This is a genomic window from Streptomyces sp. NPDC054842 (assembly GCF_053611025.1).
In genome coordinates this window covers 26,866-43,951 of sequence record NZ_JBSGZN010000001.1, presented here as the reverse complement: position 1 = coordinate 43,951, position 17,086 = coordinate 26,866, and the positions used below count along the sequence as shown (strand labels likewise).

The window sequence follows — 17,086 nt, the reverse complement described above, 5'->3', positions numbered from 1 at the left end:
AAGCGGCACCACCGGAGACCGACCGTCGGACGGCCCCCCGGGGCGACGGCACCCGTGGGCCGGCGGGTCCAGTCCCGGCGGCCCGGCCCGGCCCCGGCCCGGCGTCCGGCGCGTCCCCCCGCGCGCACGTGAGCGGGCCCCGGGTGGCGCGTCCGGCGCGTCGGTCAGCGGGTCCCGGGTGGCGCCTCCGGCGAGTCGGTCAGCGGGTCATGGGTGGCGCCTCCGGCCGGTCGTCCGGGGTGTTCGGGTCGGCGTCCGGTGTGTCCGGTGCGGCGTCCGGGGTGTCCGGTGCGGCGTCCAGGGCCTCGGCCAGCACCTCCGCCAGGTGCCGGCCCCGGCGCCCCGCGAGCTGGTCGAGCTGGGTGCGGCAGGAGTAGCCGTCCGCGAGGACCACCGCGTCCTCGGGAGCCGACCGCACGGCGGGCAGCAGCCGCTCCTCCGCACAGGCCGCCGACACCTCGTAGTGGCCCTTCTCGAAGCCGAAGTTGCCGGCCAGGCCGCAGCAGCCGCCCGTCAGGGCGCCGGTCAGCCCGGCCGCCTCGCGCAGCCGCCGCTCCGCCGCGTCGCCCAGGACGGCGTGCTGGTGGCAGTGGGTCTGGCCGACGGCCGGACGGCCGACGCGGGGCGGGGTCCAGTGCGGCGCGTGCCGTTCCAGGGCCTCGGCGAAGGTGACCACGGCCGCCGCCAGCCGCGGGGCGCGGGGGTCGTCGTGCAGCAGCTCCGGCAAATCGGTGCGCAGGGCGGCGGCGCAGCTCGGTTCCAGGACGACGACGGGCAGCCCGCTGTCCAGGAGCGGCTCCATCAGGTCCAGGGTGTGGCGCTGCACCGCCCTGGCGCGGTCGAGCTGGCCGGTGGAGACGTAGGTCAGGCCGCAGCACACCCGTGCCCGGCGGCGCCCGGCGAGGGTGCCGGGGCGGATCGGCCCCCGTGTCGTCCCGTCCCCGACCGGTGACGCCTTCGGTCTGGACCCGGGCGGCAGCAGGACGGTGAGTCCGGCCGCCTCCAGGACGCGTACGGCGGCCCGGCCCACGGCGGGCGAGAGGTGCTCGGTGAAGGTGTCGGGCCACAGGACGACGGTGTCCCGCCCGGCGCCGGGCAGCGGCTCGCGCCCCCCACGGACGAGACGCCGCGCCCGGTCCCGGAGGCGGCGTGACCACCACCGGCTGAACGGCACGGGGGCCAGTCGCGGCAGCCGCCGTTCGGACGCGATGCCGGCGAGCCGCTTGGCCAGGGCCGCGAACGGGCGTACGGCGGCGAGGAAGTTGACCAGGCGGGCCGTGCGGGTCCGGGCGACGAGTTCCAGCCATACCGGCAGCCGGCCCATCGTGTAGTGCGCGGCGGGACGCCTGCGCCCCTCGTAGTGGTGGTGGAGGAACTCCGCCTTGTACGTGGCCATGTCGACGCCGACGGGGCAGTCGCTCCGGCATCCGCGGCAGGACAGGCAGAGGTCCAGCGCGTCCCTGACCTCCGTCGAGCGCCAGCCGTCCGTCACGACCTCGCCGGCCAGCATCTCGTGCAGCAGCCTGGCCCGCCCGCGCGTGGAGTGCTCCTCCTGGCCGGTCACCCGGTACGAGGGGCACATCACCCCCGGGCCGGGTTCCTGCGCGCGGCACTTGGCGACGCCCACGCAGCGCCGCACGGCCGCCCGGAAGTCTCCGCCGTCCGCCGGGTACCCGAAGGCCACGTCCACCGGCTCGCGCGGCAGCACCGCGAAGCGCAGGTTGCCGTCCAGCGGGCGGGGGCGCACCAGCATCCCCGGGTTGAGCAGGCCGTCCGGGTCCCAGACCGCCTTGGTCCGCTCGAACAGGGCGACCATCTCGTGGCCGTACATCCTGGGCAGCAGCTCCGCCCGCGCCTGCCCGTCCCCGTGCTCGCCCGACAGCGAGCCGCCGTGGGACACGACCAGCTCCGCCACCTCCTCGGAGAAGCGCCGGAAGCGGGCCACCCCGGCGCTCGTCAACAGGTCGAAGTCGACGCGGACGTGGATGCAGCCGTCGCCGAAGTGGCCGTAGGGCGTGCCCCGCAGACCGTGGGCCGCGAGCAGGCCGCGGAAGTCCCGCAGGTACGCGCCGAGCCGGGCCGGCGGCACCGCGCAGTCCTCCCAGCCGGGCCAGGCCTCGCCGCCGCCCGCCGTCCGGGTGGCCGTGCCGCTCGCGTCCTCACGGATGCGCCAGAGGGCGCGCTGCCCGGCCGGGTCGGTGACCACGAGGGCGTCCAGGACGTCCGCGGCCCGCACGATCGCGTCGGCGCGCGAGCGGGCCTCGCGCGGGTCGTCGCCGCCGGTCTCGACGAACAGCCAGGCCCCGCCGCGGGGCAGCCCCGCGGCGGACGGCACCAGGTCCGCCGCCATGCCCTCCACGGTCAGCGGCCCGTACGGCAGCAGGCCCGCGGCGGCCTCCGCGGCCGCGCTCTCGTCCGTGTACGCCAGGACGGCGAGGGCACGGAAGCGCGGGGCCTCCACCAGGCCGACGACCGCTTCCGTCAGGACGCCGAGCGTGCCCTCGGAGCCGCAGAAGGAGCGGGCGACGTCCGCGCCCCGCTCGGGGAGCAGCGCGTCCAGCGCGTAGCCGGAGATGCGGCGCGGCAGGTCCGGGAAGCCGGTGCGCAGCCGCGCCGGCTCCGCCTCCACGAGCGGGCGCAGTCCGTCGGGAGCGCCCGCCCAGTCCCCGGCGGGGCGCAGCGCCAGGCCGCGGGCCGTGAGGACGGACAGTTCGCGCACGTTGTCCGCCGTCGTGCCCCAGGCGACCGAGTGCGCGCCGCACGAGTTGTTCCCGATCATGCCGCCGAGCGTGCACCGGCTGTGGGTCGAGGGGTCCGGGCCGAAGCGGAGGCCGTGCGGGGCCGCCGCCGCCTGGAGCCGGTCGAGGACCAGGCCCGGCTGGACCACGGCCGTGCGGGCCCCGGGGTCCAGGGCGAGGAGGCGGTTCATGTGCCGGGTGAAGTCGAGGACGACGCCGGTGCCGGTCGCCTGCCCGGCGATCGACGTGCCGCCGCCCCGGGGCACGACGGGCACGCCGTGCGCCCGGCACACGGCCAGGGCCGCCGCCACGTCGTCGGCGTCCCTGGGGGCGACGACGCCGAGCGGTACGCGCCGGTAGTTGGACGCGTCCATCGTGTTCAGCGCGCGTGCCGTGGTGTCGAAGGAGACCTCGCCGCGCACGGCCGAGGCCAGCGCCTGCCGCAGTTCTCCGGGGTCCGCCGCGTCCGGTCCGCCGGGGCCGTCCGTCCCCGGTCCCGCGGGACCCTTCGCGCCCTGCCGCCCGAGCTCCGTCATGCCTCCAGGATGCCTCCGGACACGGCCGCCGGCCCGCCGCCGCGCGCCGTGGGGCCGCCCTCGCGCGCCGCGTGCCCGTACGCGCATGCCACGAACACGGCGAAATGCGGCCGGATTCCGAGACCAGAAACGGAACCTTCCCAATTCGATCACGAACTCTCATATAGTGACCGGCTGTTGGGCATCAGGTGTCGCTTCACGCGCAGAACAAGACTCTCGCCCAGAACACGACCGAGGCCCCGACCGAGGACACGATTCATGACCGCGCCCCTCCCCCCAGGCGATCGGCCCACCTTCCGCACGGTCGCGCCCGCCCCGCTGCTCACCGCCGCGCTGGCCGCCCTCGTGGTCGTCGGCTCGGTCGTCCTCGCCCCGCAGTCCGTGCGCGCGCCCCTCGCCTGGGGCGCCGGCGCGGGCGCCGTCCTGCTGTGCGCGGCCGTCACCGTGGCCACCCGCGCCGCGCAGACGGCCAAGGTGCTGCGCCGCCGGCTCGACGCCGTGACGGCGGACACCGGCCGGCTGCTGCACGAACGGGCCCGGCAGGCCGAGGAGTTCGCGCGGGAGCGCGGACGACTGGCCGGCGAACTCGCCCAGGACCGGGCCCGGCTCGCCGAGGACGCGGCACGCGAACGGGTACGCCTGACCGAGGAGTTCGCGCAGGAACGCGCGCGGCTCACCGAGGAGTCCGACCGCGAGCGCCGGCGGCTCACCGAGGACCGGGCCCGGCTCGCCGACGAGAACGCCCGGCTGGCGGAGCGCGCCCGGCAGGCCGAGAACGCCCGGGACGCCGCCGTCTCCGCCACCGCCAACGCGGCCGGGCGGATGCAGGCCCTGGCCACCGGCATGCTCGCCGACCTGCGGGCCATGGAGGAGCGGCACTCCGACGAGGAGGTCCTCACCGACCTGCTGCACCTCGACCACCGCACCGCGCAGGCGGGCCGTCTCGCCGACTCCGTCGCGGTCCTCGCGGGCGCCCGCTCCGGCCGCCGCTGGGCCCGCCCGATCCCGATGGAGTCCATCCTGCGCGGCGCGATGGGCCGCATCAGCGGCTACCAGCGCGTGCGCGTGCACTCCGCAAGCGAGGCCGCCGTCTCCGGGCACGCCGCCGAGGGCGTGATGCACGCGCTCGCCGAACTCCTCGACAACGCGGCCAACTTCTCGCCGCCGACCGCCGAGGTGCACGTCTACGTCGAAGAGGTGCCCGCCGGGGTCATCGTCTCCGTCGAGGACAGCGGCCTGGTGATGGGCGACGTCCAGCTGCGCCGCGCCGAGAGCGCCGTGTCCGGCGAGATCGCCGGACTGGGCGGGCTCACCGGCACCCGGCTCGGACTCGCGGTGGTCGGCCGGCTGGCCCGCAAGCACGGCCTCAAGGTGTCCTTCCGGCCGTCCGCGCGCGGCGGCACCGGCGTCCTGGTGCTCGTCCCCCAGGACCTCCTGACGCCCCAGGCGGCCCCCGCCGCCACCCGCCCCGCCCCCCTCGCCGGGTCCCCCGCGCAGGACGCCCCGGCGACGGCCCCGGCCCTCACCCCGTCCGCCACGCCGGCCGCGTCCGCCACCGCCCCCGAGACCGCCACCGGCCCCGGGTCCCCGGAGCAGCCCACAGCGGCCCGGCCCCCGGTGTCGTACGCCGCCGCCCGCGCCGGCGCCGACCTCGACCCGGACCCGCTGCCCACCCACGAGTCGCCCCGGGCCGGACAGGACACCGGCGCGAGCGCCACCGGGGGACTGCCCAAGCGCCGCCGGGGCCGCACCCTCGCCGCCGCCGAGCGCCGCGCCCAGGGTGCCCACGGCCACGGCAGGACCGACCGCGAGACCCCGTCCGCCGACGACACCAGGGCGCGCGTCGCCCGCTTCGGCAGCTTCCGCCAGGCCGTCCGCGGCACGGCCGCAGCCCCGGAGACCGCGCCGGACACCGCACGCGCCGGACACAACGCCGAGGACGCCGACCGCGCCCGGAACGACCGCGGGGACACCACCGCGACCACCCGCCCCGACCCGGCCGGCTCCGCCCCCACCGCCCCCGACGAGGCCGTACGGGACTCCGCGCCCGCACCGGCCGACGCCCCCGCCAGCCCCTCACACGCGCACTCCCCCTCGCACCCGGAAGGCGACACCACCCCATGACCGGCACCACCACCGCCGACGAGAAGCTCACCTGGCTCATCGAGGGCCTGCTGGAGCGCACCCCGGGCACCCGGCACGCGCTCGTGCTCTCCCGCGACGGCCTGAAGCTGTGCCGTACGCCGGAGCTCTCCGTCGACCAGGCCGACCAGCTCGCCGCGATCGCCGCGGGCATCCAGTCGCTGTCCCACGGCGCCTCTGTCGAGTTCGGCGACGGCAGCGGCGGCGTGCGCTCGGCCATGGCCGAGTTCTACGGCGGCGTCCTGTTCATCGTGGAGGCCGGCGAGGGCGCCCACCTCGCCGTGGTCACCGGTGAGGACGCCGACGCCGGGCTCGTCGGGCACAACATGAGCGAACTCGTGGAGCAACTCGGCGAACACCTGAGCGCGCAGCCGCGTACGTCATGAGCCGCCCCGGCAGGGACGACGCCCCCGACCGGCTCTACACCCTCACCGGAGGGCGCACCCGGTCCGGGCCCGACACCCCGTTCGACCTGGTGACGCTGGTGGTCGCCGAGTGCGATCCGGTGCCGGGCATGCAGTCCGAGCACGCCGCGATCCTGCGGCTGACCGGAAGCCCCACGGCGGTCGTGGAGGTCGCGGCCGAGCTGCGGCTGCCGGTGAGCATCACCCGCATCCTGCTCTCCGACCTCCTCGCGGCGGGCCGCATCAGCGCCCGCCACCCGCAGAAGGACGCTCTTCCCGATCCCGACATCCTGGAGCAGGTGCTCGTTGGACTCCGTAACCTCTGACGCGCGGACCCCCCTCGGGGCCACCGCCGACAACGGCCTCAAGATCGTGGTCGTGGGCGGCTTCGGCGTCGGCAAGACGACCCTGGTCCGCTCGGTCAGCGAGATCCGTCCCCTCAACACCGAGGAGACGATGACCCAGGCCGGCGAGGCCGTCGACGACATCAGCGAGGTGCGCGGCAAGACCGCGACCACCGTCGCCTTCGACTTCGGCCGGATCACCCTGGACGCGCACAACGTGCTCTACCTGTTCGGCGCGCCCGGCCAGGAGCGCTTCTGGTTCCTGTGGGACCGGCTGTTCGCCGGCACCCTCGGCGCGGTCGTCCTCGTCGACACGCGGCGCATCGACGACTCCTGGTACGCCATCGACCGCCTGGAGCACCACGGCACGCCGTTCATCGTCGCCTGCAACGACTTCGGCGGCCCGGCCCACACCCCCGCCCAGATCCGCGAGGCCCTCGACCTCGACCCGCACGTCCCGCTGCTCGACTGCGACGCCCGCTCCCGCGCGTCCAGCAAGCACGTGCTGATCACCCTCGTCGAGCACGTCCAGACCCTGTACGCGTCCCGGCCGGCCGGCGGCACCGTCCCCGCCGCCCGGACCCCCGGCGACACCCTGCAATCCCCGGAGTTGGCCCTGTGACCTCCGCCCCCGTGCCCCTGAGCGGGCCCAGGTTCCAGACCGACCCCGCGGCGCTGTACCGGGAGATGCGGCGCGAGCACGGCGCCGTGACCCCGGTGGTCCTCGACGGGGACATACCGGCGTGGCTGGTGCTCGGCTACCGCGAACTGCACCAGGTCACCGGCGATCCGGCGCTGTTCAGCCGGGACTCCGACCTGTGGAACCAGTGGGACCGCGTCCCCGACGACTGGCCGCTGCTGCCGATGATCGGGCGCAAGCAGCCCTCGATCCTCTACACCGTCGGCGAGCGCCACCGCGAGCGCGCCGCGATGATCAGCAACGCGCTGGAGGGCGTCGACCCCTTCGAACTGCGCGCCCACGCCGAGAAGTTCGCCGACGAACTGATCGACGCGGTCTGCGCCAAGGGCGAGACGGACATCATCGGCGACTACGCGGCCCTGCTGCCGGTGCGCGTACTGGCCCGGCTGTACGGCTTCTCCGACGAGGAGGGCCCGGGCCTGGTCACCGCCCTCAACGACATGATCAACGGACGGGAGGGCGCGCTGGAGGGACAGCGGCACCTCGCCTCCTCCATGGCCCGGCTGCTCGCCGAGCGCAAGGCCGAGCCCGCGCACGACGTGGTCTCCCGCATGCTCGCGGACCCCTCCGGGTTCACGGACGAGGAGATCATGCAGGACCTGATGGTCATGATGGCCGCGGGCCACCAGCCGACCGCGGACTGGATCGGCAACTCGCTGCGCCTGATGCTGACCGACGAGCGCTTCGCCGCCTCCCTCTTCGGCGGCCGCAACAGCGTCGCCGAGGCCATGAACGAGGTCCTGTGGGAGGACACGCCCACCCAGAACGTGGCGGGCCGCTGGGCGTCGCGCGACACCCAGCTCGGCGGGCGGCGCGTCCGCGCCGGCGACCTGCTGCTGCTCGGCCTTCAGGGCGCCAACTCCGACCCGCAGGTGCGCACCGACGGTTCCGCGCTGACCGGCGGCAACAACGCCCACTTCTCCTTCGGCCACGGCGAGCACCGCTGTCCGTTCCCGGCCCAGGAGGTCGCCGAGGTCATCGCGCGGACCGGCATCGAGGTCGTCCTGGACCGGCTGCCGGACATCGACCTCGCCGTCCCCGCCGACGCGCTCGCGCGCCGCCCCTCGCCCTGGCTGCGCGGTCTCACCGAGCTGCCCGTGCGGTTCACCCCGACCCCGGCCCTTGGAGGCACGCCCGCATGACCACCCAGACGAGTCCGGCCGACGCCGAGACCACGCGGATCGCCCTGGACCCCTTCGTCACCGACCTCGACGCGGAGAGCGCCCGGCTGCGCGAGGCGGGGCCGCTGGCCGCCGTGGAGCTGCCCGGCGGCGTCCCGGTGTGGGCGGTCACCCACCACGCCGAGGCCCGCGCGCTGCTCACGGACCCGCGGCTGGTGAAGGACATCAACGTCTGGGGTGCCTGGCAGCGCGGCGAGATAGCCCCGGACTGGCCGCTCATCGGGCTCGCCAACCCCGGCCGCTCCATGCTCACCGTGGACGGCGCCGAGCACCGGCGGATGCGCACGCTGGTCGCGCAGGCCCTGACGCCCCGCCGGGTGGAGCGGATGCGCGGGCGGATCGCCGAGCTGACGGAGGGGCTCCTCGACGGACTGGCCGCCGCCGGCGACGGGACCGTCGACCTGAAGGCCGCGTTCGCCTACCCGCTGCCCATGTACGTGATCGCCGACCTGATGGGCATCGACGAGGCCGAACTGCCGCGGCTGAAGGTGCTGTTCGAGAAGTTCTTCTCCACGCAGACCCCGCCGGCCGAGGTCATCGCCACGCTGACCGAGCTGGCCGGGATCATGGCGCAGACCGTCGCCGCGAAGCGGGCCGACCCGGGCGACGACCTGACCAGCGCGCTGATCCTCGCCTCGGAGGACGGCGACCACCTCACCGACGAGGAGATCGTCTCCACCCTCCAGCTGATGGTCGCCGCCGGTCACGAGACGACGATCTCCCTGATCGTCAACGCGGTGGTGAACCTGTCCGCCCACCCGGAGCAGCGCGCGCTCGTCCTGTCCGGTGAGGCCGACTGGTCCGCCGTGGTCGAGGAGACCCTGCGCCACTCGACGCCGACCTCGCACGTCCTGATCCGGTTCGCGACGGAGGACGTGCCGGTGGGCGACAAGGTGATCCCGGCGGGCGACGCGCTCATCGTGTCCTACGGCGCCATCGGCCGCGACGAGCGGGCGCACGGGCCCACCGCGGGCGAGTTCGACATCACCCGCACGTCCGCGAACCGGCACATCTCCTTCGGGCACGGTCCGCACGTGTGCCCGGGCGCCGCGCTCTCCCGCCTGGAGGCGGGCGTCGCGCTGCCAGCCCTGTACGAGCGGTTCCCCGACCTGGACCTGGCGGTCCCGGCGGGCGAACTCCGCAACAAGCCGGTGGTCACGCAGAACGACCTGTTCGCCCTGCCGGTGCGCCTGCGCGCGCACTGACACCGCCTCCTGCCGTACGCCGGACGGGCGCTCCACCCCGTCCGGCGTACGACGGCGAGCGCCTCAGCGCGACACGCGGGGACATGGGGACCCGGGACACGGGGACACGCGGGCGCGGCCCCCGCGAGGCGGGACGGGAAGGGGCGGAGGGGGCGGGGATCCGGCGGTTCGGCCCGCGTCTCACCCGACGGACGACGTTTCACCCGGGTTTCCGTGAACGCTAGGCTCCCCGTCGTGGCTGAGATCCAGATTCCTTCCGACATCAAGCCCGCCGACGGCCGTTTCGGCGCGGGTCCCTCCAAGGTGCGGACAGAGGCGCTGGACGCCCTGGCCGCCACCGGCAGCTCCCTGCTGGGCACCTCCCACCGCCAGGCTCCGGTCAAGAACCTGGTCGGCAAGGTCCGCGAGGGCGTGAGCGCGCTGTTCTCGCTGCCCGAGGGCTACGAGGTCGTCCTCGGCAACGGCGGCTCCACCGCGTTCTGGGACGTCGCGACGCACGGCCTGATCGAGAACAAGTCGCAGCACCTGAGCTTCGGCGAGTTCTCGTCGAAGTTCGCCAAGGCCGCGAAGCTCGCCCCCTGGCTGGCCGAGCCCACCGTGATCACGAGCGACCCGGGCACGCACCCCGAGCCGTCCGCCGAAGCGGGCGTGGACGTCTACGCGTTCACCCACAACGAGACCTCCACCGGTGTCGCCGCGCCCGTCAAGCGGGTCGCCGGCGCCGACGAGGGCTCCCTGGTGCTGGTGGACGCGACGAGCGGCGCCGGCGGCCTGCCCGTCGACATCACCGAGACCGACGTCTACTACTTCGCCCCGCAGAAGTCCTTCGCCTCCGACGGCGGCCTGTGGATCGGCGTCTTCTCCCCCGCCGCGATCGAGCGCGCCGAGCGCGTCCACGCGAGCGGGCGGCACGTGCCGGAGTTCTTCTCCCTGCCCACCGCGATCGACAACTCCCGCAAGAACCAGACGTACAACACCCCGGCGCTGACCACCCTGTTCCTGCTGAACGAGCAGCTCGAGTGGATCAACGGCCAGGGCGGCCTGGACTGGTCGACGGCCCGTACGAAGGACTCCTCCGGCCGGCTGTACGGCTGGGCCGACGACTCCAAGTACGCCACGCCGTTCGTCACCGACCCGGCCAAGCGCTCGCAGGTCATCGGCACGATCGACTTCGTGGACGAGATCGACGCGGCCGCCGTCGCCAAGGTGCTGCGCGCCAACGGCATCGTGGACACCGAGCCCTACCGCAAGCTCGGCCGCAACCAGCTGCGCGTCGCCATGTTCCCGGCGATCGACCCGGCGGACGTCGAGGCGCTGACGAAGTGCGTCGACTACGTCATCGAGAAGCTGTAACCGTTCTCCGTACGACGACGAAGGGCGCCCGGTGGTCACCGGGCGCCCTTCGCCTTTCCGGGGCGGCCGGACCGCCGCCGGTCGTTCCGGGACCGGCGCCCTGCGCCCGCGCACCGGCCCCGCCTCGCCCGTAGGTCAGGCGCGCTGCGTCCAGTCCGCGTCCAGGCGGTCGGCCAGGCCCGCGGCGGCGAAGGCGGCCTCCAGTTCCTCGCGGCCCTCGGTGAAGTGCGCCCAGCTGTCGTGGTGGACGGGCACGACGCGCCCGGCGTCGAGCATGCGGGCGGCCTCGGCGGCCTGCACGCTGTCCAGGACGAGCAGCCCGCCGCCGTAGAGCATGGGGAGGCGCGGGGCGCCGGCGAACAGGATGGCGGTGTCGACCGGGGCGAAGCGCTCGGCGATGTCCCGGACGGCGTCGAGCGAGGCGTTGTCGCCGCTCACGTAGACGGTCGGCAGGCCCTCGCCGGTCAGCACGAAGCCGATGACCTGGCCGCTGAGGGGTTCGACGTCCTCGCGCTTGCCGGGGCCGTGGATCGCCGGGACACCCGTGACGGTGACCGTGCCGCCACCCGGCCGCTCCAGCTCGACCGACTCGAAGTCGGCCAGGCCCCTGGCCCCGTCCCCGAGGCGCTCGCCGCCACCGGTCGTGGTGAGCGTGAGGGGGACCTCGGCGAGGAAGGCCCGGCCGGACCTGTCCAGGTTGTCGGCGTGCTCGTCGTGCGAGAGCAGGACCACGTCGACGGGGCCCAGGTCGGCGGGGTCGGCGGTGGAGGGGGCCGTCTTCACCAGGGTCGGCCCCTGGGAGGGGTGGTCACCGGCGCCGTCGAAGGTCGGGTCGGTCAGGAAGCGCAGGCCGCCGTACTCGAACAGGGCGGTCGGGCCGCCGAACGTACGGACCGGGAACTGCGCGGTGTTCTGCCGGGACATGTCCACACCCTCGTTTCTCACGGATAACTTCAATGGTTTCCGTGATGAAGACTAGGCCGGTGTCACGGAAAAACACAAGCACTACCATGAGAACCATGCAGAAACCCCCGGCGCCCGAGATCCCGCAGGCGACCCTGCCCCCTGCTCCGGGCACCGATCGGTACCGCAGCCTGGACTTCGCCGACACCACGGCGAACCTGCCCGGCGACCAGGGCTACGACCTGCTCGCCACCCCCGAGTCCGCGAGGCGCTGGCTCGTCGACGGCGGCCTGGCCACGCCGGACGTGCGGCTGTACGAGATGTGCGCCCAGCGCATGCGCACCCTGCGGGTACACGTACGGACCCTCTTCGCGGCCCGCGTCGGCGACGCCCCTCCGCCCGAGGAGTCCCTGGTGGCGGTGAACGAGGCCCTCACGGCGCTGCCCACCGCGCCGCTGCTCGCCCGGGACGGGGCCCGGGGACTGCGCCGCGTCCGGGCCCATCCCACCGACCAGGCCGTCAACCACGCGCTGGCGACCCTGGCCGCCGACGCCGCCGACCTGCTCACCGGCCCGGACGCGGACCTGCTGGCCGCCTGCGGCTCGCCCCCCTGCGACCGCTTCCTCCTGCGGACCCACGGCCGGCGCCACTGGTGCTCCACGCGCTGCGGCGACCGCGCCCGCGCCGCCCGCGCCTACGCCCGGCGCGGCGGCACCCCGGCCTGACGGCCCGTCGGCCCGTGCGGGGCCGTGCAGCGTGCGGAAGCGTCCCGCCGTACCGGCGGGCGCCCCCGGGTCCGCCATACCGGCCTGTGCCTTCGGGTTCGCCGTACGACGGGTGCCTCGGGGTTCGCCCTGCCGAGCGCCACCTCCAGGTCCGCCGCACGACGTCGCCTCCGCGTCCGCCGTACGACCGGTACCTCCGGGGTTCGCCGTACGACCGGTGCCTTGGGTCCGCCGTACGACCGGTACCTCCGGGGTTCGCCGTACGACCGGTGCCTTGGGTCCGCCGTACCGGCCGGTGCCTTCCGGGCCGCCGCACCGGCCGTCGACGCCGTGGGAGCGGGACTGGGGCCGCCCACCGGCGCTTCCGGGCACGCCGTGCTCACCGGAACCGGCACCGGTCTTCCCGAGGCGCGCTCACTCCCCCGCCTCGCGGGTCCTCTCACGCACCGCCCGCGCCTCGCCCGTGCGGCGGGGCGCTCACCCCCGTCGGCGCAGCCGGAGGCCGCCGAAGACGGCGACCGCCGCGATCGCCACGACGACGAGGGCGCCGGTACCGACCTTCGTGCCGCCCGCCGCGCTTCCGTCCCCGTCGCTCTCGCCGCTCGCCGAACCGCCGCCTCCTGACGGGGACTTGCCGTCGCCGGACCCCGGTACGCCGCCCGGCTGGACCGTGCTCCGCTCGCCCTCGGTCCCGTACATCAGACGGGACCCGTCGGCGGTGTAGGTGACGGACTCGCCCTGCCCCTGGAGCGGCACGTCGAGCCGGGCCTGCCGCTCGGGCTTCCCCCCGTTCCAGCGATAGGCGATGCCGCCGAGGTAGCCGCGGACGGCGAGCTGCCGGCCGTCCGGGGAGAACGCCCCGTCGGTGGTCCACAGGTCGATGTCGGCGACGCGCCGGAAGACGTTCGTCCCGGAGGCCGAGAGCTGCGCCGGCGCCTCGTACAGGCCGCCCCCGTCCTCGTTCTTCGAGACGATGTAGACCCGCCCGGTCTTGGGGTGCACCATCATCGCCTCGGCGTCCCGGGGGCCGTCGGCGTACTTCACGACGTACTGGGTGGCGCGGACTGTCGTGTCCGCCAGCTTCTTCGGCTCGGGCAGCTTGTAGAGCCACACGTGGTCCCACCGGCCGCCGAAGTTGTCGCCGATGTCGCCGACCCAGATCTCGTTGCCGGGCCCGATGGAGACGGCCTCGACGTCGCGGGGCGAGCCGATGCCGGTCAGTGTGAGAGTGGCGACCGTCTTCCCGGTCCGGCTGTCGACGGCGTACAGGTACGGGCCGTCGTCGCTGTCGTTGTGGGTCCAGTAGACGCCGGGGTGCTGACGCGAGGCGGCGAGCCCGCTCGACTCGGTGATCCGCGGGTCCTCGATGGTGAACCCCCCGTCGTCGTCGGCGGCCGCCGGTGCGGCCGGCGCCACGGCGAGCAGGGCTCCGGAGGCGGCGAGCAGGGCCGCGGCGAGGAAGGCGAAGGGTCGGCGCATGCGCCAAGCCTGCCATCCGCGCCCGCCGTTCGGTCCGGGTGGCCATCCTCACACCCCGCCCGCCGCGGTGATCCACCATGATGAGCGGATGCTCAGGTTCATGCCCGTCGGCGATTCGATGACGATCGGAAGCCCGGGCGAACACACGTGGCGCTACCGGATGTGGCAGCACCTGCGCGCGGCGCACCGGGAGCCGTTCCAGATCGTCGGCCCGCGCGAGGCGCTGTACGACCCGGCGACCGGCACGCCCGGCTCCTACGCGTACGCGGACCCCGGCTTCCCCCGCGCCCACCTGGCCGGCTGGGGCGAGGGCTGGCTGCACATGGCCCCGCTCATCCGGGACGCGGTGAGCAGGCACCGGGCCGACGTCCTGCTGGTCTCCCTCGGCCTGATCGACCTCGGCTTCTACACGAACGCGGAGCAGACGGCCGGGAACGTGCGGCGCTTCGTCGCCGAGGCGCGGGCGGCCAACCCGCGCATACGCATGGCGCTCCTGCCGGTGATACCCAACGTGCGCGCCGAGTCGGACGCGCCGTTCGCCGCCGAGGTCGCCGCCTTCAACGAGCTGCTCGCCAAGGCCGTCGCCGACCTCGGCGAGCCCGGCTCCCCGCTGCTGCTGGCGTCCCCGCCCGCGTCGTACGACATCCACCGCGACACGTACGACGGCACCCATCCGAACGCGAGCGGCGAGCACAAGATCGCGGAGGGCTTCGCGGAGGCGATGCACCAGGCCTGGGGCCTCGGCGGGCCCTACGCGGTCACCGCCTGACCGGACGCCCGGCCGGGCAGGGCGCGGACCGGTGGTGACCTGGCGACCGTGGGTATCGTTGGGTACCTCCCGGCCGCGCTCGCCCGAGCCGCGACCGGGGAGGAGCGCCACGATGACCGTCCTTGACGACAGGATCGAGATGGCCGACGACAACGGCGAGCCGACTCTGGACGCGCTGTTCGACTCCATCGAGCGAGTCGCCCCCGAGGGATTCAAGGCAGAGGTCGTCGAGGGGGCCGTCTTCATGGTGCCGCAGCGAAGCACCCACTGGATGATCATCCGGAGGATCGTCCGCGCCCTGGACGACACGTTCGGCATGGACGCCCTGGTCCTGTCCGACGTCCGGATCGACTTCCCGGGCCACCGGAACGGCTTCTGCCCCGACGTGGCGAAGCTGCGCGACGGAGCGCGGCAGGACGCGTCGGGGCACTGGCTCACCCAGGACATCGAGTTCGTCGCCGAAGTGCTCTCCAAGGCGACGGCCCCGAACGACTACGGGCCCAAGAAGAGCGCCTACGCCGCCGCCGAGGTCCCCGTCTACCTCATCGTGGATCCGTACGTCGGCAAGTGCCACGTCCACACCCAGCCCAAGAACGGCGACTACGTCACGGAGACCACCGTCGCCTTCGGCGGGGACGTGGAGCTGACCGTCGGCGGCGTCCGGCTCACCCTCGCGACCGGTGACTTCCCCCGCGACTGAGGGCACCGCCCGCCCGGCCGCCCCCTTGCCTGGAGCGCACTCCAGCGCGTTGGCTTGGGACCCATGGAGTACACGCAGCTCGGACGCACGGGACTCAAGGTCAGCCGGCTCGTCCTCGGCACCATGAACTTCGGCCCGCAGACCGACGAGGCCGACAGTCACGCCATCATGGACGCGGCCCTGGACGCGGGGATCAACTACTTCGACACCGCCAACGTCTACGGGTGGGGCGAGAACAAGGGCCGCACCGAGGAGATCATCGGCAACTGGTTCGACCGGGGCGGCGAGCGGCGCGACAAGGTCGTGCTCGCCACCAAGGTGTACGGGAACATGGCGGCGGACGGCGACGCCTGGCCCAACCACGACAAGCTCTCCGCGGTGAACATCCGCCGGGCCGTCGACGCCAGCCTCAAGCGGCTCCGGACCGACTACATCGACATCTACCAGTTCCACCACATCGACCGCAGCACTCCCTTCGAGGAGATCTGGCAGGCGATCGACACCCTCGTGGCGCAGGGCAAGATCCTGTACGCCGGCTCCTCGAACTTCCCCGGCTACAAGATCGCCCAGGCCAACGAGACCGCCGCCCGCCGCGGCGGCTACGGACTGGTCAGCGAGCAGTGCCTCTACAACCTGGCCGAGCGCCGGGCCGAGATGGAGGTCATCCCGGCGGCGCAGGAGTACGGGCTCGGGGTCATCCCCTGGTCGCCGCTGCACGGCGGACTGCTCGGCGGCGTCATCAAGAAGGAGACGGAGGGCGGGCGCCGGGCGAGCGGCCGGGCCGCCGACGCCCTCGCCAATACCGCGCAGCGCGCCCAGATCCAGTCGTACGAGGACCTGCTCGACAAGCACGGCCTGGAGCCGGGCGAGACGGCGCTGGCCTGGCTGCTGAGCCGTCCCGGCGTCACCGGGCCGATCGTCGGTCCGCGGACGGCCGGGCAGCTCGAGTCGGCGCTGCGTGCCGTCGAGCTGGAGCTGTCCGAGGAGGTGCTGGCGTCCCTGGACGAGATCTTCCCGGGCCCGGGCCCCTCTCCGGAGGCGTTCGCCTGGTAGTCCGGGGCCCCTCGGGAGCCTGACCAGGGGCTGCCGCGGGCACGGCGCGTCCGGCGGCGGCGGTCTATCCGACCGCCGCCGCCAGAGCCACGACGACGAACATCAGCACGAGCACACCGGCCATGATCCGGTTTCGGGTCTTCGGGTCCACGGGGTCGAGGTTATCCGGCCGCCCGGCGCGCGCCCCAGCCGGCCGTCGAGGCGGGGCCGCCGCACCTCACGCGGACGGGCCGTCCGCCCCCAGCGGCCACCGCTCCACGGTCTCGTAGCGCGGCTGCTCCCCCGCGACGCCCGAGACCGGCAGGTTGCTGCGGACGAGGCTCAGCTCGCCGACCGTCCACTCCCGCCCGGTGAACCCGTCCAAGGCGCGCACCGAGGGGCTCAGGTCGGCGCCGCCGCGGCTGCGGGCCACCGTCAGGTGCGGCCGGTACCTGCGGTGCTCCTCCGTCGGCAGGCCCGCCTTCCTGGCCGCCGCCTCGGCGCGCTCGGCCAGCAGCCGCAGCGCGCCGACGTCGCCCGCGGCGCCCGCCCACAGGGCCCGCCCGCCGAAGTGGCCGCCGCCGCGCAGGGCCAGGGGGAAGGGCGTGCTGCGCCGGGCGGCCCGCGCCAGCCGCGCGGACAGCTCGGGCAGCACGTCGTCCGCCACCTCGCCGTAGAAGGCGAGGGTGAAGTGCCAGCCGGGGCGGCCGGTCCAGCGCAGCGCGTCCGCGCCGGGCAGCCGCCGCAGGCCGTCCACGGCCGCGGCGAGTTCACGGACCGCTTCCTCGGGCGGCAGCACGGCGGCGAAGAGTCTCATGCCGTCACCCTTCCAGGGAACGGCCCGCCGGGCGAGCGGCCCCCACCGCCCCGACGGC

General features: G+C 74.7%; 15 protein-coding genes. 11 read left to right on the top strand and 4 right to left on the bottom strand.

The features are described from left to right. Nucleotides 1-199: 199 nt before the first annotated feature. Nucleotides 200-3,274 (bottom strand): FAD-binding and (Fe-S)-binding domain-containing protein, encoded by a 3,075-nt coding sequence (locus ACWGIS_RS00180; protein ID WP_453360140.1) that lies wholly within the window; start codon nucleotides 3,272-3,274, stop codon nucleotides 200-202. 258 nt (nucleotides 3,275-3,532) lie between these two features. Here ACWGIS_RS00180 and ACWGIS_RS00175 point away from each other — a divergent pair, with 258 nt between their 5' ends. The 7 genes from ACWGIS_RS00175 (at nucleotide 3,533) to serC (ending at nucleotide 10,603) form a co-directional block, all read left to right on the top strand. Continuing rightward, on the top strand, nucleotides 3,533-5,398 hold the full coding sequence (locus tag ACWGIS_RS00175) for an ATP-binding protein (RefSeq protein ID WP_453360139.1): 1,866 nt from the start codon (nucleotides 3,533-3,535) through the stop codon (nucleotides 5,396-5,398). Continuing rightward, the gene (locus tag ACWGIS_RS00170; RefSeq protein WP_453360138.1) at nucleotides 5,395-5,802 is read left to right on the top strand and encodes a roadblock/LC7 domain-containing protein; all 408 of its coding nucleotides are present in this window, start codon (nucleotides 5,395-5,397) and stop codon (nucleotides 5,800-5,802) included. Before ACWGIS_RS00175 ends, ACWGIS_RS00170 begins: the two co-directional genes overlap by 4 nt. Beyond that, nucleotides 5,799-6,146 carry a DUF742 domain-containing protein gene (locus ACWGIS_RS00165; protein ID WP_453360137.1) on the top strand — a complete coding sequence of 116 codons (348 nt, stop codon included), beginning with the start codon at nucleotides 5,799-5,801 and terminating at the stop codon, nucleotides 6,144-6,146. Before ACWGIS_RS00170 ends, ACWGIS_RS00165 begins: the two co-directional genes overlap by 4 nt. Continuing rightward, a complete protein-coding gene (locus ACWGIS_RS00160) occupies nucleotides 6,127-6,786 on the top strand; it encodes a GTP-binding protein (protein ID WP_453360136.1) in 660 nt (219 codons plus the stop codon). Before ACWGIS_RS00165 ends, ACWGIS_RS00160 begins: the two co-directional genes overlap by 20 nt. Further along, nucleotides 6,783-8,006, top strand: coding sequence for a cytochrome P450 (locus tag ACWGIS_RS00155; RefSeq protein WP_453360135.1), 1,224 nt, complete (start codon nucleotides 6,783-6,785; stop codon nucleotides 8,004-8,006). Before ACWGIS_RS00160 ends, ACWGIS_RS00155 begins: the two co-directional genes overlap by 4 nt. After that, on the top strand, nucleotides 8,003-9,250 hold the full coding sequence (locus tag ACWGIS_RS00150) for a cytochrome P450 family protein (protein ID WP_453360134.1): 1,248 nt from the start codon (nucleotides 8,003-8,005) through the stop codon (nucleotides 9,248-9,250). Before ACWGIS_RS00155 ends, ACWGIS_RS00150 begins: the two co-directional genes overlap by 4 nt. A gap of 234 nt (nucleotides 9,251-9,484) precedes the next feature. Beyond that, on the top strand, nucleotides 9,485-10,603 hold the full coding sequence (gene serC, locus ACWGIS_RS00145) for a phosphoserine transaminase (protein ID WP_453360133.1): 1,119 nt from the start codon (nucleotides 9,485-9,487) through the stop codon (nucleotides 10,601-10,603). 135 nt (nucleotides 10,604-10,738) lie between these two features. Here the strand turns inward: serC and ACWGIS_RS00140 are convergent, their stop codons facing one another. Then, the gene (locus tag ACWGIS_RS00140) at nucleotides 10,739-11,527 is read right to left on the bottom strand and encodes an MBL fold metallo-hydrolase (RefSeq protein ID WP_453360132.1); all 789 of its coding nucleotides are present in this window, start codon (nucleotides 11,525-11,527) and stop codon (nucleotides 10,739-10,741) included. An 86-nt stretch (nucleotides 11,528-11,613) separates the two neighbouring features. Here ACWGIS_RS00140 and ACWGIS_RS00135 point away from each other — a divergent pair, with 86 nt between their 5' ends. After that, nucleotides 11,614-12,231, top strand: a complete 618-nt coding sequence (locus tag ACWGIS_RS00135) for an ABATE domain-containing protein (RefSeq protein WP_453360131.1) — start codon at nucleotides 11,614-11,616, stop codon at nucleotides 12,229-12,231. 477 nt (nucleotides 12,232-12,708) lie between these two features. On the opposite strand, the gene ACWGIS_RS00130 is transcribed toward ACWGIS_RS00135, so the two are convergent. Continuing rightward, the gene (locus ACWGIS_RS00130) at nucleotides 12,709-13,710 is read right to left on the bottom strand and encodes a WD40 repeat domain-containing protein (protein ID WP_453360130.1); all 1,002 of its coding nucleotides are present in this window, start codon (nucleotides 13,708-13,710) and stop codon (nucleotides 12,709-12,711) included. Nucleotides 13,711-13,798: 88 nt separating this feature from the next. Between ACWGIS_RS00130 and ACWGIS_RS00125 the strand changes: the two genes are divergently transcribed. From ACWGIS_RS00125 to ACWGIS_RS00115, 3 genes are all read left to right on the top strand, one after another. After that, a complete protein-coding gene (locus ACWGIS_RS00125; protein ID WP_453360129.1) occupies nucleotides 13,799-14,479 on the top strand; it encodes an SGNH/GDSL hydrolase family protein in 681 nt (226 codons plus the stop codon). Nucleotides 14,480-14,591: 112 nt separating this feature from the next. Further along, nucleotides 14,592-15,179, top strand: a complete 588-nt coding sequence (locus ACWGIS_RS00120) for a Uma2 family endonuclease (RefSeq protein WP_453360128.1) — start codon at nucleotides 14,592-14,594, stop codon at nucleotides 15,177-15,179. A 63-nt stretch (nucleotides 15,180-15,242) separates the two neighbouring features. Beyond that, the gene (locus ACWGIS_RS00115) at nucleotides 15,243-16,232 is read left to right on the top strand and encodes an aldo/keto reductase (protein WP_453360127.1); all 990 of its coding nucleotides are present in this window, start codon (nucleotides 15,243-15,245) and stop codon (nucleotides 16,230-16,232) included. 217 nt (nucleotides 16,233-16,449) lie between these two features. Here the strand turns inward: ACWGIS_RS00115 and thpR are convergent, their stop codons facing one another. Then, nucleotides 16,450-17,028 (bottom strand): RNA 2',3'-cyclic phosphodiesterase, encoded by a 579-nt coding sequence (gene thpR, locus ACWGIS_RS00110; RefSeq protein WP_453360126.1) that lies wholly within the window; start codon nucleotides 17,026-17,028, stop codon nucleotides 16,450-16,452. Nucleotides 17,029-17,086 lie beyond the last annotated feature (58 nt).

What these genes read in the sequence shown, in the direction of transcription:
- ACWGIS_RS00180 (WP_453360140.1), bottom strand. Translation starts at nt 3,274, where the DNA reads ATGACGGAGCTCGGGCGGCAGGGCGCGAAGGGTCCCGCGGGACCGGGG.
- ACWGIS_RS00175 (WP_453360139.1), top strand. Translation starts at nt 3,533, where the DNA reads ATGACCGCGCCCCTCCCCCCAGGCGATCGGCCCACCTTCCGCACGGTC.
- ACWGIS_RS00170 (WP_453360138.1), top strand. Translation starts at nt 5,395, where the DNA reads ATGACCGGCACCACCACCGCCGACGAGAAGCTCACCTGGCTCATCGAG.
- ACWGIS_RS00165 (WP_453360137.1), top strand. Translation starts at nt 5,799, where the DNA reads ATGAGCCGCCCCGGCAGGGACGACGCCCCCGACCGGCTCTACACCCTC.
- ACWGIS_RS00150 (WP_453360134.1), top strand. Translation starts at nt 8,003, where the DNA reads ATGACCACCCAGACGAGTCCGGCCGACGCCGAGACCACGCGGATCGCC.
- ACWGIS_RS00140 (WP_453360132.1), bottom strand. Translation starts at nt 11,527, where the DNA reads ATGTCCCGGCAGAACACCGCGCAGTTCCCGGTCCGTACGTTCGGCGGC.
- ACWGIS_RS00135 (WP_453360131.1), top strand. Translation starts at nt 11,614, where the DNA reads ATGAGAACCATGCAGAAACCCCCGGCGCCCGAGATCCCGCAGGCGACC.
- ACWGIS_RS00130 (WP_453360130.1), bottom strand. Translation starts at nt 13,710, where the DNA reads ATGCGCCGACCCTTCGCCTTCCTCGCCGCGGCCCTGCTCGCCGCCTCC.
- ACWGIS_RS00125 (WP_453360129.1), top strand. Translation starts at nt 13,799, where the DNA reads ATGCTCAGGTTCATGCCCGTCGGCGATTCGATGACGATCGGAAGCCCG.
- ACWGIS_RS00120 (WP_453360128.1), top strand. Translation starts at nt 14,592, where the DNA reads ATGACCGTCCTTGACGACAGGATCGAGATGGCCGACGACAACGGCGAG.
- ACWGIS_RS00115 (WP_453360127.1), top strand. Translation starts at nt 15,243, where the DNA reads ATGGAGTACACGCAGCTCGGACGCACGGGACTCAAGGTCAGCCGGCTC.
- thpR (WP_453360126.1), bottom strand. Translation starts at nt 17,028, where the DNA reads ATGAGACTCTTCGCCGCCGTGCTGCCGCCCGAGGAAGCGGTCCGTGAA.